Genomic DNA, 15,219 nt, shown 5'->3' on the forward strand with positions numbered 1-15,219 from the left:
CTCAGGCGGGGACCTGTTCAAATTCGCCGGTTATTTCCGTGCGCCTCGCCAGACGCACCGCCGACCAGCGTCGGCAGACAAAGGCGGCAGGATCGGGCTGGCCCGGCGGTTGCCACAGAAAAGCTCTGATACCGCTGTGCCGGGTAAGGAAGTCCTCCACCGCCTGCATCGTGGCGTGAGGTCCGGACAGCATAATGGCGTAGCGGCTCTGAAGAACATTCAGGCCATCTGCGCGCCGCTGCTCATACCCGTCACCAAACCGGATTGTCTGCACACGTGGCTCTCGCTCCGCACGCATACCCGGCCGGATCTTCCAGTTAAATGATTCCATCAGACCCGGCCTCCGCTCATCATGCCGCCGTCACGCTGCTGCTGAAGGAAGAAATCTTTCGCGCCCTGACGCCCCAGCTCATACATCATTCTTGCGGCCTCCGGCCCGAGCTGCCCGTTACGGCCGTCATTGTGAATGGTGACATTAAAGACGGGTGCGTATTTCAGGCCGGCTCCTGTCATCCGTGCCACCACACCCAGCTTACCGTCGGCACCGCGACGTAGTGGAAAGATACCTTCCGGCCCGGCCTCACCCATGACGCCGGCACCATGGGCAAACGCAAACAGCGTAGGCGTCCGGATCACGCTTCCGCTGAAGGCATGAAGATCCTGAGAATGAAAAACACCGCCCTGCGCATGAAATGACAACGCATGTTGCTTAAGCAGTCCGGCGAAAAAATCCACGCCCCTGACCAGCGTCATTTTCACCAGGATCTGGGTGAGCATGCTCAGAACGTTTCGGGTAAAGTCGCGAAAACCTGCCTTACCGTCCGTCAGCAGAGCACTCAGCTGTGTGCTTAACCCGTCAAGCGCCCTGGACGAAGCCTGTTTTATCTGGCTGTTGGCATCAAGCGCCGCATCACGGTACTCAGCCCATGCGCTTTTCGCTCCCGCCAGCCAGTCGGCCCGCAGCTTTTCTTCCACCTGCCAGGTTTTTTGCTGTGCTTTTAACACTGCAGCAAGTACATCTGGCGCCTCTGCATAAGTGGCGCTGAGTCGGGTAACACTGGCATGCTGCTGCGCCTCCCGTGCCGACAGGCCGTGTTCAAGCGCCGCAATTTCCGCCTGCCGCGTGCGCTGCTGCTCCGTAAATTTTCCAGCCTGCACCTGAAGCTGATTCATGCGTTCCTGAAGCGCAACTTCATCCCCCAGCATGGCCAGTTTTTCCTGCTGAAGCAGGACGCTGGCTTTACCGGCAAGCAGGGATTTTTCCTCATGGGTCAGCTGGCGTTTTTGTGCGGCTTCCTCAAGAACATGAAATTCCGCCTGGGAGGCCCAGAGTTGTTTACGCTGCTGGCTGACAATACCTGCTTCCTGATGCGCCTTCAGAGCGTGAAGCCGGGCCTGCAGCGCCAGCATGTCAGCCTGCGCCTTTTCGCCTGCAAGGGCAGCCGCCGACGGCTGATGTGCGTCCCGCCGTTTTCGGCGGCCTGCGACAAGCGTGTCATAGTGCTGTTTTTCACGGCGCATCGCCTCCTCTTTAACCTCACGGGATGCCCATGAATGGCGGATAACTGACAGCGCGCGCTGATGCTTTTCCTCTTCCGTTTCGTACTGTTTTTTCAGGGTCTGGTCAGCATCGAAACGGCGCTTTTTACGGATTTCCGCATCCTGATCTGCTTTATCGCGGGCGGCCTTCAGGTCATGCTGAAACTTCTGTTCTTCCAGCCGGGAAAGCCTGTCCATGTCCTGCTGCGTGACAGGTATCCAGGCTTTGCCCAGGGCCTTTCCACCCGCGTTTAACTTCTCCCTCAGGGCAGCAATCTGCTCTTCCAGCGACCGTTCCCGGCCGATGCCCAGCATGGCATCCCAGGCATCCGCCGCCGTCTCCCCCAGCCATTTCCAGGTTTTCTCCAGCGTTCCCAGATGCTGTGCCACATCGTCGCTGCGAAGACGCAGGGTTTCAGCGTAACGATCCATAGCCAGAGCTGCCGCATCGGCTTCACGCCCCTGTTCTGCCAGGCGGGTGATGTTTTCCAGTTCAGTCGCCGTCAGAAAGTGCAGGGATTTATCCAGCTCCCGGACGGCAGCAACGGGCGTGTCCTGAAGCCGCGCAAACTGCCGGATAGTCTCTTCGGTGGCCTGACCGGTTACAGTTTTGAGACGGGCCGCGACGTCAGCGACCTGCCGGAGGTGCTGCCCGTTAAATAAACCCGAGCCGGTGACTTCCGCCAGCACAGAAGCCGCTTCATGCTGCGTAATACCGTTGCCCGCCAGAGAGCGGCTCATCGCCTGTAGCGCTGAGGTTGTCCGGGCGGCATAGTGGCCGGTGAGGATAAGATTCCTGTTAAAGGTCTCGGCTTCCTGACTGCCCTGATACCAGGCCCTCCCCAGTCCCCAGACAGCAGCGGCAATACCGCCCACAACTCCTGCGACGCTCAGACCGCGCAGGGTCATCAGCTTTTCTATCCATCCGGCATTATTCGCAAGCGTGATGCCGGAGCCACGAAGTGCGCCAAAATTGCCCCGCGCCATTTCGCCAAACAACACGCCAAGCTCGCGCCGCGCCGACGCGCTCGCCAGTCCCAGAGAGTGTGTTTTCTGACGGGCCGACTCCAGCTTACGGATATAGATTTCCGCCGCATCGCCCAGCCCCAGCTGTGTCGCGCGCGTTCTCAGCATCTCTTCACGTGAAAGCCGTTGTGTGGCCAGCTGTGCCTTGAGTTGGCTGAGAAAACGGGCTTTTGCCTGCGTGGCCTGCACTTCAGCGCGCGAAACGGAGGAAACCTGCTGCGCAGCGCGCCCGGCCTGCTGCCCCGCATTTTTCAGCTGACGTTCGACCCGGCCCATCTGCTCGTGAAACCGGGCAGTCTCAGCCCCAAGATTTACGACAAGATCAGCGATCTGCTGGGACATGGCGTTCTCCTCCCATGGACTCTGCCACGGCCATCAGCATGTCATCAGTCATGAGGTCACCGGTTCCTGAGCCACTGAGCAGGCTGAAGTCTTCTGCATTCAGCCCGCATTCGCCTGTGGCGAGCGCCACCATTGTGCTGCTGAGCGCCGCAAATTCAGCATCCAGCAGGCGATGGCTGAACGGCACAGTGGCGAAATAACGCTGCCAGTCTGCGAGTTCAGAAGACGTCATCTCGCTCAGCATCCGGCGCCAGTCAGGACGGCGAAACTCATGGGCCAGAAACATGATAAATTTCAGCTCCCGTCCGTCGGCTTTACCTTCACGTCATCCTCCCTGGGGCCGGATGGCTCGGCCGACTTTCCATCCCCGTTGAGATCACTGAGAACCATCACCTTTTCCGCAGCCAGACACAGCGCCTTTTCGGGCCAATTGGCCAGAATATCCTGATAAATATCGTTAACGTCCGCCTCACGATGACAGTTCCAGAGCGCGCGAGAGACAAGCCAGGCACTGTACTCAGTATTGAGCCTGACCAGTACTGCATTCCGGGCCGCGTCAGTGGGGGCCTTATCTTTAACCACTTCTGAACTGGCAACAAAATCAAAAAACTCGGCGCGCTGCAGTGCTGTCAGTTCAGACAACTCCATTTGCTCGGGCCCGTAATGAAACACGGTTTTTTCCAGAAACATCAGAGCCCTCCTTTCTCATGGTTATTGTCAGAATGTGGTGCAGGTGCAGGTGCAGGAGCAGGTGCAGGCGACTGCGAAATTTCCTCAGCCAGAACCGGACGGCCGCTGTTCGTTACTTTGATGGTTCGCGTGATGACCTCTTTTGCCGGAATGGTCTTGCCCAGGCTGCTGACCCAGCCCCGGAACAGATCGACCGTGCCGTTCGGATAGCGGATTTTGTAATAGCGAACCTCCCCGCTGTGAAACCAGCTCAGTAAATCTTTCTGTCCCTGCTCGCCGGGTTTCCAGGCAAGCGTAATACTGGCTTCTCCCGCCGATTTCTCGCCCTGCGCCGTGGCTTTCCAGTCGGCGTCCGGATCGTCCAGCCAGGTGTCGTCGTAGCTTTCCGCACTGATTTCGCCAGGCTGCAGCTCCCGGATCTGGGCGAGCCGTGTCCAGCCGTCATCGTTCAGAGGTTTAGCGGTGGCATCGCCGCTGCCAGTGAAAATCAGTAAGGTGGTTCCTGCACCTTTGACTGATGCAAGAGGATTAGGTGTCGCCATAGTGGCTCCTTACATCTGATAGGTAATGAGATAAGTCAGATCGGCTGAACCCCAGTTCGCCATTTCACTGTCCCGCTGCCAGTCATAACTCTGCGGCGTGAGCGTATCGATCACGGATGAAAGTGCCGGCACATTAACGAGCGCCGGAAGAATATGGCGTTCAACCCACTCATCCAGTGCCGTATCCGGTTGGGTTGCCCGGAGGAATACCTCGATATGCAGCGTGGCCTGCCAGGCTTCCGCATCCAGATAGTTACCGCTGTAGCGGGCGTCTGACAGATAAACGGCTACGGCGGGCAGTTCTTTTTCATCAATAAAAACGGGGCGGCCATCATGAAAGGCCGCCCCGCTGATGTGGGACTTAAGCGCATCCGTGAGGGTGCGCCTGATTTCAGCATGTTTTTTCATACTCTCCTCCTCAGGTACAGCCTCAGTTGCTGTCTGAGCGCGGCGGCCAGTTCGGCCTGCATATCCGTTTCCAGCAGCTGCTGGCTTTGTTTCTGATAACTCTCCGTCAGCGGTCCGGACAGCGGGATTTTTACAACCTGAACCGGATAGCGACTGCGGCCGGTCCGCTGCAGGACATGCCAGCGACCGTTAGCCAGTTGCTGTATAAATGCATTCCGGAAAGTAAACCGCCCGATTTTCAGCACACTGCCGTGCCGGTCGGCCACTGTTTTTCGCCGGGACAGCTGCAGACGGGCCGTACCCAGACTGATAGCTGGCAAATCCCCGCGGTTAACGACCAGTCGCGCGGTCGGATCAGCATGGCCCGGTGTGGCCGGGCGTAGCCGGACACGCTGCCTGACCAGCTTCTGAGGAACACGCGTCTCCTTTGCAACCTCGCGTGTGCAGCGCGTAATGACGCGACGGGCCACACGGTTCACCGCCTGCGCCAGCGCGCGGGGCACCAGCTGACGATCGAGCTCATGCAGGTTATTCAGTGCCTGGTTCAGTCCCCGCACTTTTATCCTCCTCAAGCCAGATTTGCGGCTTGCCGTTGTAAAACTGCCAGCGGGTCACCCGCCAGTGTTTCTCCTGCCATTCAACCCGATCATGTCGTTCGGGCTGATAAGCCCTGTCGAAGACAATTAACGACACTCCCTCTCCAGACAGGGGACCCATGTCAGCCGTAAAGGCATGTTCAGCTGCGCATATCGTTCGTCCATTAATTACCACGGCCTGACCGAACCGGCGTGCAGTGACATCGTCCATCCTGTCAGTCAGGCGGAAAAACGGGCTAGCCAAAAAGCTTAACGGCCACTACGGCCGCCTTACTGTCGGCATTTTCCCAGGCGATACCTAAGGGCACGGCCCCCTCGGTCTTGCTGGCTACCACCTGATGGCCCTGCTCATAAACAGGCTTGCCGATCTGCACAGAAACATCTGTTTTTTTCGGCAAGGTGAAGACGCCTTCCGCCAGGCCAGTTCCGGCGCAACCTTTCGGCGTATCGGTTACGGCAATAACGATACGATCCCCCACATGCACCATATCGCCGCTTTTATAGTCTTCGTCCGCAATGAACGTCAGCGTCTTGCCATCCTGCACATAATTTTTAGCCATGATATTTTCCTCCCCCCGGCCTCTACTGGCCGGATTTCAGGCATAAAAAAAGCCCTTCCGGGCGTTCAGATTTATTCAGGGCGCATCAGGCGGTGCACTTCACCAGGCCGCGATAGTCAACAGGCGCAACACCAGCGTCGATGCGTACTTTCGTGGTGACACCATCAGAAGTAAACCCCTCCATCTGGTCGATAAACGGCGTATCCACACCGTTAAGGTAAGCCACCTCAATCGTGTCCGAACCTTTTGCCGCCGCGAGGTAGAACGTGCTCTGGCTGGCGTCGTCCAGACGTGGTTCGGCAATCACTGTTGCGAAGTTCTGCACGGGATTAATGATACCGGCGTTGATGTCGGCGCCTTTAACAGACGTTGAGCGAATGACCTGACTGGCAGTGGACTCCATGGCAGTCGGCACCAGCACGAAAGCCGGACGGATATTGAGATGGCGTTCACCTTCTTTCTGACGGCGCATCATCTGCCGGGCTTTATCCAGGGACGCCACATCCATTGCGGCTTTGGTCAGAAGATTTGCATGACTGTCTGCAAACAACGCAATGTTATCCGTGCTTAGTTGCGGATTTTTCACGAGGATGGCATAGACCAGATCTGCCACCGTGGCTTTAGCCGCACGGCCAAGTTTCATGGGAACATCGGTCAGCATGCTCAGGTCATCATTGATAATGGCCTGGCGGGTGATGCTGAACAGCTCACCGTAGGTGGCCAAGGCAATCGTTGCCTGCTTGTCTGACGTCGTAACGTATTTGTATTCCGCCCCCTCGCGGACCTGACGTAGCGAAGGAAAACCACCCAGCCCCACACGGTGCGCAATTTTGAAATCGGACAGCTGTCCCTTTTTGGTCCACTCACCGAACGTCTCAGGGGCCTGTTCCCAGCCCTGAAGAATGGATTTGTAGGACACATCCAGCATGATATTGCCAAAATCGGAAGTGCTGTGCGTAAACGCCAGCCCGACGATCTGTACCGGGTTATAACTGGCCACACCAAAGCCCCGTTCGGTCAGTGACAGGCGCGCATGCTCGCGAAGCGTCATGGCATTGTAAGGATTATCCGGCTGGAGTGGCTCATAACCGGCCCGCGCCATGATGGCCTGCCGGATACCGTCACCGGTAAAATTACCATTTCCGGCATAGATGTGAGGTGTGGCTGATTTGTTAGAAGGCGTGCTGTCTTTGCCCATTTGCGTCAGCAGCTTCTCGCGTGCCAGTTCAATTGTGCACATCGGATCCGCGATACAGGCTGCCTGCAGGGCATTGTATTTATCGCCGAACATCCCAAACAGGTCAGTGAGCGCCCGTGCGCGGACACGCTGTTCTTCAATGAACTGTTCACGTAAACCCGCTTCGTTCACACCTGCCTGAGGTGGAGCAGGATCAGGCGTCAGGCTGTTCTGCGGCGGTGTAATCATATTGCGAAGGTTCTCTGGCATTTTTTCGTACTCCCCGATACGTTTTGAATCAATGCGGGCCATTGCCTGAACGGCTGGCACAAGCTGGTCAGCGAAGCCCAGTGAGACGCACTGGGTTCCGTCCATCCAAGTCTCTTCTTTCAGCATCCCGGCGATAACCTCATGGGCCAGTCCTGTTTTGGCGGCATAAGCCGGGATGAGCACAGCTTCTGTTTTATCCAGTAGCTCAGCGAAATCACGCATGTCATCGGCATCACCGCCCGCGACCGCCCAGGGTTTATGGATCATCATGAAGCTGTTGGCCGGCATGATGACCGGATTACCGACCATGGCGATGACGGAGGCCATCGACGCAGCCACGCCGTCGACATGAACCGTAATGGCAGCAGGGTGATATTTGAGTGCGTTAAAAATGGCGATCCCTTCAAAAATGCTGCCACCCGGCGAATTGATATGAAGGTTGATGTGTTTAATCTCGCCGAGTGCCAGGAGGTCGCTGATAAACTGTTTTGCCGACACCCCCTGAAAACCGATTTCGTCATAGATATAAATTTCTGCCTCAGTTTCGCCCCGTGTAGCCATCCAGAACCAGGATTCAGACTTCTTCACCTGTGTCGCCTGACGCTGGCTTATCTGCTTTACTTTCTCGGTCACTGCTGACTCCTTTGTCGTTTGCCGGGTCAGTGTCAAACACCAGCCCCTCTTTCTGGTTTTCATCGACTTCCGCTTTGCGGCGACGTTTAACCTCATCAGGGTTGCGCCCGCATGCCCGTGCCCAGTCGGATTCGGTTGCTGCCCCACCCCGTATCTGAATTTTCCAGGCTGTCGCCTCTTTCACAGGGTCGATCCAGGGCATACCGGGTCCCGAGTAAATGGCGTCATACAGTGTGGAAAGTTCGATGTCGGCGGGTGGCTTAATCACGCCCGCCGCAAGCGCCTGCTTCAGCCATGCGCGATAAACCGGCCGGGTGACAGCAGCAATAAAACAGTCCTGCAGAATGAGATATCCGTCCGTAGACTCCACCAGCTCCTGCCGCTGCGCGCTGTATGTGCCGTTGTAATTGCGGGCTGTGCTCGAAAAGCTCAGACGTGTACCGGCAGCCACGGCACGTAGCTGCCCGTTCCGGAATGATTCAAGGTTGGTGTTGGGCCGGTCTGACTTGATCATGCCAATCTCTTCACCCTGCCGGAGATCGTCATACAACATGCCAGGCTGAATAGTCAGTTCACGCTCACTGCTGCCACTCAGGCTTTCTGAATAGTCCTGCCCGTCACCTTTTTTGATGTACATCCCCAGAGCAGCGGCGATGCGCGCGGCCACCATTTCACTTTCTTCATAATCTTTCAGGGCGCTCAGGCGGATCATCACACCGGACAGGATGGTAATGCCCCTCACCTGGTGCAGACGCCGTGCAAATTTAAGATGCAGCATGGCGTCAGAAGACACCTCTTTGGTATCAGAGAGCAAACCGCTGACGGGGAGATTTTTATAGACCTGATACTTAAGCGGTTTACCCCACTCGTTCAGCCAGACGCCCTGAATGAGCCCGGCTGCAGGATCGGAGTTCATGGTCACGAAATCTGGCTCAAGTGCTTCAAGCCAGAAAGGTACACCGCCATCTGCCCTGAGCCCGGCGCCATGGCCGCTCACCAGCTGAGCAAAAACCTCGCCGTCTCTGAGCCAGGTGCGCAGCATCAGGCGCTCCAGTACTGGCCGGGAAAACTCGCCGGTGACATCTGGCCGCAGTGACCATTCACCCCATTTTTTGCGTATGGTTTTCACCAGCTCTGTAGCCACACGGCCGTCTTTCAGCAGCGGATGCGGGTCAACGATGATGCCTTTTGCGCCGATAACGCGCTCTTCCAGCTTGTCCAGTATGCCGATCACCAGGTCATGATTCGCATCGAGCGCTCTGGCCTGCTGGCGAAGGGAAACCGCCCCGGCCTGGCTGAGCTGGTTGGCTGAGCGTGTTTCGCGTCTGGCTTTATGTGTGCGGGTGGGGAGCGCGGCTTCGTAGGCGCGGATCTGCATGCGGGCACGCAGCCTGGCAGCCTTCCACGACGGCGAAAAAACACCGATTGCATTATCCAGGAATGACATCAGAACCTCGCTAAACGATATCCCGTCTGACCACAGCGCTTTTTAAGGTATCCGGCCAGGCGGCGCTCCCATTCCTGCCGTCCCTTTCGAATGTCTGTCAGGTTCTCCATCGTCATGGACTGCCCGTTCAGCATGATGGTTTTGCCGCTCAGTACGGCAACCTCTGCCTCGGTGTAATAGCGGATCATGGCTTCCACCTCGCTCTGGTTCATATCCAGCCTCCGTTTGTAATCCAGGGATTGTTTGTCATGTCGGGAGTCGTGCCTGATGAAGATTTGCGGGTGCGGGCTTTCAGTGGCGGAGACGTACTTGTCAGAGTGTTATCTGTATCACTGCTTTCAAGCCAGGTTTCCCGGCGAGCCCATAAAGGTGCATCAGGCCATTTGATTTTTTCGTAGCCATGCAGAATGACCAGCGCATCGGCATAGACGAGCAGGTCAAATCCTTCATTGGCTCCCCGCCCCGGTTTACGCCACCGCCCTTCTGGTGAGCGCTCTTCATAGGTGAGCTCGTCATAAAACCAGCTCCCGATCCAGGCCGGGAAATGAATGTAATTGGGTCCCGGGGCTTCACGCCACAGGGCGTTATTTACCCGGTCCTTGAGCGCATCGGTCTGGAGCAGATAAAGTGGAACATCCCCTGCGGCCTTTGCCCTGCGCGCTGAGCGTCCGGTATTGTCAGGCCATGTCCGGGTGATCAGCTTTTCACGCTTATGGCTGTCGCCCTTGAAAAGATAAACACGCTTTCCTTCCCCCTCCCGACGGCATTTTCGCCAGAAGCGATAGGCGTTGTCGGTCACACCGTCCTCGCCTCCGGAATCCACAGCCATCGCCATAAGTGACATTCGTTTTGACGGATCGCTGGCCAGCGCCCAGGTTTTGTACAGCACGTCCGAGAGAAGCAGATCCCAGTCCTCAGGGTAACTGCCGGGATCGATAGGGCGGCTTTCGCCAAGGGCATCGCTGCGTAACGAATGACGGATGTTGTACCGGTCAACGACCCAGCGTTCTCCCATCGCACCGTATCCGGTTATCTGCACCACGAAACGACGATGCCGGCCGCCCTGCACATCCACGGTTGCAACAAGAAACCTCACCCCGTCTGCAACCGTTCGCTCGGGAATATCCTCTGCCCGGCTTTCCAGATGTTCTCCCTTGCGTTGTTCTAGGGCGATCTGGGGAAAATAAGGCCTGCCGAAATCCGTATTGAAGACGGCTTTAAGGGTCTCTTCACTGCCTGTTGCCTGATACTCCTGTTCGGCAGTGAGATATTTATAAATCAGCTGGGTCCATGTCTGATATGCCGCCGCCGGCCCCTCCATCCAGAAAGAGGCAATCCGGGACTGGCGTGCCTTCCCGCTGAGTTGCCCCTCACAATTAATGCTCTGCCCGTCACGCAGCCAGACGCCACGGCTATTCAGGACACGCTTCATATCGGGTTCAATCAGTTCAGAGCAGCCCGGGCACTGCAGACGTGCAGCCTCACTGGCCAGTACCGGATCGGTATAGCCGCGATAGCCTGTCATACTGGCTATTTCCGGCTGAAAATATTCTCCACAATGCGGGCACGGCCAGTACCACCGGCGCCGATCGCCCCGGTTATATAACGAGAGGATCCCTGTTGCTGGCGGTGCTTCATGTGACGTCGAAGCCTTCCATTTTGTATCGCAAATATCCCGGCCCGGGGAGCTCTCCACCAGCGTCATGCCGGCTGACATAAAGGTGGTGGTGCGTTTGGACGCCAGGGAAAAACCATCCCCCTCCCCGTCTATATCATCGGGCCAGCGGTCATAGTCAGTGAGTGCAACATATCGATAATCGGATGAAGACATGATATTGGCGGATGGCCAGCCAATTTTGAGGTAGTTGCCGGCGCGAAAAGTCCGGTCATGCACATTATTATCGCTGGCGCGTGGGCTGAGACGGCTGTGAAGCTCAGGACTGCAGCGAAAAGTGCGTTCAAGGCGTTTCTTTGAATGTTCGCGCGCCTTTTCTTCCGTCATCTGTATCAGCAGAAAATCTGCCGGATCGCAGACCACAGAATAGGTTATCCAGCCATCAATCAGACCCAGCGTTTTACCCGTTCGCGCGGGGTCGACAAAAACCACCGCGTCATAATTGCGCGACGTCAGGCAGTTCATGGGTTCAACAATATAGGGTGTCAGCGTCGCATCCCAGGGGAGTGAACTGCCGCCACCCAAAGGCACGCGCATGTAGCGTTTTACCGCATCAGCTACTGGCATTCGATGTGGAGCCTTAAAGAGTTCGGATACGTCTCGACGTATCTCAGCAGCTGAGGCGTATGTCATGACTCATTCTCTTCGACGATATCTGCACTACGGATCTCTGCAGCCAGCGCTTCTCGAATTTCATCAACAATGCTTTGTGCTTCTGAAATCTGATGGGGAGACCACCCACGATCGCGCTCCAGCCTGTCAGGCCATGTATCCAGTACCTGTAAAACAGATTTCGCCATCATGGCCATCTCGCGATGTACTTCATTAGCAGGAACGAGCTGGCTGAGCGCAGCTTCAAGCTTTACGCGCTCATTCTCAGACTGAAACCAGTCCTTACGGGATTTGGGATCCATACGGGAGGGATCATGAAGTGTTTCCGGTGTCGCTGCTTCGTCAGGGGCAAAGAGAACAGGACCGATGTCCTTAAGGGCATAGACCGGATTTCCACGAATGTTTCCGGCAGATGCAACCTGAGCGTTCATGATTTTCTTTCTGACCGTCTTACGATCTATGCCGAAAGCTTCAGCAATTTTCGCAACACTCCAGTTATAGGCATCCCCGATTCTGCTGATGTCTGACATTCCTCACCTCAACACACCAGCTCATTTACGGATTTCCTTTTTAATATCATGTAATTAACCGCTATCCACCTGTCCCTGTTTTTGGCGAAATGGACACCTCAAAAGCCGTTTTACGCTATATATTCAATTAGTTACGACACGTGGTGGTGTCCCTATGAAAATCGCAAAACTAGCCGTTTTCTGCGGGGCCGCCGCCTCGTGGACAGGGTACCCCTCCGGGAGGACCCGCAGGTTCAGAGCGTGCCGGGGCAATTTTTATACTGGTCTGGCTTTTAACCGCCCAGGTCTTCGCCACGCTCAGACATTCGTCGAACACCTTATTCTTTCCACCGCCCGAGCCTGTGCGACGGTAAAACTTCAGCGCCTCACGCGCGCCGATATTCGCAACGTCAGTGGCGAAGCCCTGACGGATGAGTTCTGAGATGACGTGTTTCTCCAGAAACTGAGCCGGCGTCAGATTCATGATGTTTTCTCCAGAGAAAACTCGCCCAGATCCGGAATGACCATCTGTGTGAGAGTGAGTGCCAGATGCGTCGCTTCTTTCACACGTTTGATATCGCGCTTACGCTGGGCCATGAGTCCGCTGCCGCGCTGGCCCCGTAAGGCAAAGGATTTCTGGTCAAAGCCTGCAATGGCATCGTGAAGTTTTTGGCCCGTAAGGCTGGCCAGTTCGGTGACCGGGAGCTGTCCGAGTTCGATACCTGACTCTTTTTCTGCCAGGTTCAGCAGCCAGATACGCAAATCTTTAGCGACTTTCGTTCGGGAAATCATGCCAATGAGATGAGCACCTCGTGGAGAAAACAGCCTCACCGACATATCACGTAAGCTGTTGTTTATTCCATTCTTCGTCACTTTGGTCCGCGTTGTCATGCTGTCTGTAAACTCGTCTTCATGACGCTGATAGATTTTGTTTACCTGTTTCGCATCGTTGTATCCCAGCAATTCAGCGAGGTGATCAGCTGTGAACCAGATTTTCCCGTCACCGTTATCAAATGGCACGACACTGTGATTGTTGAATGTCAGTTCATTCATTTCGGATACCTACAGAAAAGTGAGCCTGTCGCACAGAGAAACCGCCCCAGAGAGGTCCGCACCTATACGGGTTCTCTCAGGCTCACTTTTCTGTAGGCTCTGGGTTAATAGCTGCGCGTACGAGGCGCATGGATTTATTGATGGCGAAAAAAAGCCCCGCTAATGCGAGGCCCGTTATTTCAGACACTGCTCTCTGATGTACAGCTGCAGGCCGGCTATTTGCTTTCTGGCGAGCTCGATTCGACGTCTGAGAGTGAAATAATCCCGTTCAGCGGACTTAGCAGATCGGGTGCGGGCTGCATCATCCACGCCGCTGGCGCCGGGGGCTTTACCCTCTGGCATGGCTGAACGGCGGGTTTTGAGGTACAGCCGCTTGCGACCAGCAATAACGTCATGGTGAAGCTGATCAATAGTCGCCTGAGCATCGGCCAACTCCTTTGTGTATTTCGCATCGAGCGCGGCAACCTCACGCTGTCGCCTCTGCATTTCGCTGATAGTGGCTTCCTGCTGATTCGCCAGCTGTTGCGCCTGATGTACTGCCGTGCGCCATTCTGTGGCTTTGTCGTGATAATGGGTGGCGAGCAGCCCGGTCCCCATCGCAACCAGACAGAGGCACAACAGCAAATACCGCATCACTTAACATCCTTCAGGCAAAGCTGTCTTTCTTCCTCGCGACGTGTCGCCAACCCAGACAGCTCTTTGCCCCCACCGAAAACCCACCGGGGAAATTCATTACATCCTTCCACCAGCCGCCCATGGCGGAAATAGCGAAACATCGCTGATTTCTGTATTTTTGGACAGCCGACATTAAATGCAATCGAGACCGCAGCGGAAAAGGTATTATCCGGCAGTCGAACACCAGCCGCGTAGCGATTGACGCATGTCTCGGCGTCCAGAATATTTTGTTGCCAGTCTGCAGCTATCTGTTCGTCAGTCTTGCGTGTGCCTGGCTTAGCACCGAGTGTATTGCCTATACCGTCGGTGATAATACCTGCCGGACATGTGTACGGCTCACGCCGGCAACCCTCTGCATTACCAATGAGTTCCAGTCCGCGCTGATTTGTGCGCACCTGTCCGCCAGAAAGCATGATTGCAATAATGACGCCAACAGCACATACCGCGCCCGCTGCGCCGGCTTTTCTGTTAAGTATCGGCATCTGTCTTCATCTCGCCTTCTGTTGCTTTAGCCACGACTTCAGCAGCCGTCGGACGCTCGCTTTCCGGTTTAGCAATGACACTGTCCAGATAGGCTCTGAGCATCTCTGTTCGCTTGCGCTCCTCCTCCAGCTGCTGCCGTCTTTCGCGTCGCGAGGCATAATAGGTTTTGATCGTAAAGAACGCCGAGATCGCTGCGCCGATGCAAAAAACGCAGTCGTAAAGCGTCAGCGTTGAGAAGAACGCCAGGCACGCTGACCACCAGTACGGCATTTGATGAGATGTAGAATCCATACGATGCATGCTCTGCCCTTTCTGGTTCTGGTATGGGCAACGATGGGTTAGAAGAAAAAAGCCGCGCGTCGGCGTGCGCAGGGTGCGCGGTGGGAACCAGCGGCGACTTTGGGTATAAAAAAGCCCGCTGAAGCGAGCTTTGTAGGTACAATTTATTGAGATTCGTCGTTAACAACAGGCTCTACAGTCCTCGCAGAGATATGCAAGGACCGCATTCAGCGCAGAAATAGCCTTCCTCACTCATCTCACTGCCGCGCAGGCAGCTCCTTAATTACAGATGAGTAGAAAATCATGTCATTAACAGTAGGTAAATGGGTTGGGTAATGACTCCAACTTATTGATAGTGTTTTATGTTCAGATAATGCCCGATGACTTTGTCATGCAGCTCCACCGATTTTGAGAACGACAGCGACTTCCGTCCCAGCCGTGCCAGGTGCTGCCTCAGATTCAGGTTATGCCGCTCAATTCGCTGCGTATATCGCTTGCTGATTACGTGCAGCTTTCCCTTCAGGCGGGATTCATACAGCGGCCAGCCATCCGTCATCCATATCACCACGTCAAAGGGTGACAGCAGGCTCATAAGACGCCCCAGCGTCGCCATAGTGCGTTCACCGAATACGTGCGCAACAACCGTCTTCCGGAGCCTGTCATACGCGTAAAACAGCCAGCGCTGGCGCGATTTAGCCCCGAC

General features: G+C 55.8%; 18 protein-coding genes and 2 pseudogenes. All 20 read right to left on the reverse strand.

What is annotated here, in order from left to right:
• Position 1 precedes the first annotated feature (1 nt).
• Positions 2-331 carry a phage tail protein gene (locus tag JS46_RS10785; RefSeq protein ID WP_033750658.1) on the reverse strand — a complete coding sequence of 110 codons (330 nt, stop codon included), beginning with the start codon at positions 329-331 and terminating at the stop codon, positions 2-4.
• Complete coding sequence (locus JS46_RS10790) at positions 331-2,907, reverse strand: phage tail tape measure protein (RefSeq protein ID WP_051905609.1); 2,577 nt, start codon at positions 2,905-2,907, stop codon at positions 331-333. Before JS46_RS10790 ends, JS46_RS10785 begins: the two co-directional genes overlap by 1 nt.
• Positions 2,888-3,193, reverse strand: a complete 306-nt coding sequence (locus JS46_RS10795) for a phage tail assembly protein T (RefSeq protein WP_033750661.1) — start codon at positions 3,191-3,193, stop codon at positions 2,888-2,890. Before JS46_RS10795 ends, JS46_RS10790 begins: the two co-directional genes overlap by 20 nt.
• A gap of 8 nt (positions 3,194-3,201) precedes the next feature.
• Positions 3,202-3,597 carry a phage minor tail protein domain-containing protein gene (locus JS46_RS10800; RefSeq protein ID WP_033750663.1) on the reverse strand — a complete coding sequence of 132 codons (396 nt, stop codon included), beginning with the start codon at positions 3,595-3,597 and terminating at the stop codon, positions 3,202-3,204.
• A 41-nt stretch (positions 3,598-3,638) separates the two neighbouring features.
• Positions 3,639-4,139: pseudogene (locus tag JS46_RS10805) on the reverse strand (phage tail tube protein); the annotation flags it as partial.
• 9 nt (positions 4,140-4,148) lie between these two features.
• The gene (locus tag JS46_RS10810) at positions 4,149-4,547 is read right to left on the reverse strand and encodes a phage minor tail U family protein (protein WP_033750666.1); all 399 of its coding nucleotides are present in this window, start codon (positions 4,545-4,547) and stop codon (positions 4,149-4,151) included.
• Positions 4,544-5,110, reverse strand: a complete 567-nt coding sequence (locus tag JS46_RS10815; RefSeq protein ID WP_200879035.1) for a phage tail protein — start codon at positions 5,108-5,110, stop codon at positions 4,544-4,546. Before JS46_RS10815 ends, JS46_RS10810 begins: the two co-directional genes overlap by 4 nt.
• On the reverse strand, positions 5,076-5,387 hold the full coding sequence (locus JS46_RS10820) for a hypothetical protein (RefSeq protein WP_051905610.1): 312 nt from the start codon (positions 5,385-5,387) through the stop codon (positions 5,076-5,078). The genes JS46_RS10815 and JS46_RS10820 overlap by 35 nt, the downstream gene beginning before the upstream one ends.
• The gene (locus JS46_RS10825; protein WP_033750672.1) at positions 5,380-5,703 is read right to left on the reverse strand and encodes a DUF2190 family protein; all 324 of its coding nucleotides are present in this window, start codon (positions 5,701-5,703) and stop codon (positions 5,380-5,382) included. The genes JS46_RS10820 and JS46_RS10825 overlap by 8 nt, the downstream gene beginning before the upstream one ends.
• An 85-nt stretch (positions 5,704-5,788) precedes the next feature.
• Entirely contained in the window at positions 5,789-7,711 is a 1,923-nt protein-coding gene (locus JS46_RS10830) for a ClpP-like prohead protease/major capsid protein fusion protein (protein ID WP_081876060.1), read from the reverse strand.
• A gap of 13 nt (positions 7,712-7,724) precedes the next feature.
• On the reverse strand, positions 7,725-9,230 hold the full coding sequence (locus JS46_RS10835) for a phage portal protein (protein ID WP_051905611.1): 1,506 nt from the start codon (positions 9,228-9,230) through the stop codon (positions 7,725-7,727).
• Positions 9,230-9,442: a hypothetical protein gene (locus tag JS46_RS10840; protein ID WP_033750674.1), complete on the reverse strand. Its 213-nt coding sequence runs from the start codon at positions 9,440-9,442 to the stop codon at positions 9,230-9,232. The genes JS46_RS10835 and JS46_RS10840 overlap by 1 nt, the downstream gene beginning before the upstream one ends.
• Complete coding sequence (locus JS46_RS10845) at positions 9,439-11,538, reverse strand: phage terminase large subunit family protein (protein ID WP_033750675.1); 2,100 nt, start codon at positions 11,536-11,538, stop codon at positions 9,439-9,441. Before JS46_RS10845 ends, JS46_RS10840 begins: the two co-directional genes overlap by 4 nt.
• Positions 11,535-12,047, reverse strand: coding sequence for a DUF1441 family protein (locus tag JS46_RS10850; protein WP_033750678.1), 513 nt, complete (start codon positions 12,045-12,047; stop codon positions 11,535-11,537). The genes JS46_RS10845 and JS46_RS10850 overlap by 4 nt, the downstream gene beginning before the upstream one ends.
• Before the next feature lie 169 nt (positions 12,048-12,216).
• A complete protein-coding gene (locus JS46_RS10855; protein ID WP_072010424.1) occupies positions 12,217-12,510 on the reverse strand; it encodes a hypothetical protein in 294 nt (97 codons plus the stop codon).
• Complete coding sequence (locus tag JS46_RS23080; protein ID WP_051905612.1) at positions 12,507-13,079, reverse strand: BRO family protein; 573 nt, start codon at positions 13,077-13,079, stop codon at positions 12,507-12,509. The genes JS46_RS10855 and JS46_RS23080 overlap by 4 nt, the downstream gene beginning before the upstream one ends.
• A 174-nt stretch (positions 13,080-13,253) precedes the next feature.
• Positions 13,254-13,712, reverse strand: a complete 459-nt coding sequence (locus JS46_RS24825) for a lysis protein (protein ID WP_033750680.1) — start codon at positions 13,710-13,712, stop codon at positions 13,254-13,256.
• Positions 13,712-14,236, reverse strand: a complete 525-nt coding sequence (locus JS46_RS10870) for a lysozyme (RefSeq protein ID WP_033750683.1) — start codon at positions 14,234-14,236, stop codon at positions 13,712-13,714. The genes JS46_RS24825 and JS46_RS10870 overlap by 1 nt, the downstream gene beginning before the upstream one ends.
• Positions 14,223-14,537, reverse strand: coding sequence for a hypothetical protein (locus JS46_RS10875; protein WP_033750686.1), 315 nt, complete (start codon positions 14,535-14,537; stop codon positions 14,223-14,225). Before JS46_RS10875 ends, JS46_RS10870 begins: the two co-directional genes overlap by 14 nt.
• A gap of 325 nt (positions 14,538-14,862) precedes the next feature.
• Positions 14,863-15,219: pseudogene (locus tag JS46_RS10880) on the reverse strand (IS1-like element IS1B family transposase); the annotation flags it as partial.

The sequence above is a fragment of the Pantoea sp. NGS-ED-1003 genome (assembly GCF_000738765.1).
Classification (GTDB): Bacteria; Pseudomonadota; Gammaproteobacteria; order Enterobacterales; family Enterobacteriaceae; genus Pantoea; species Pantoea septica.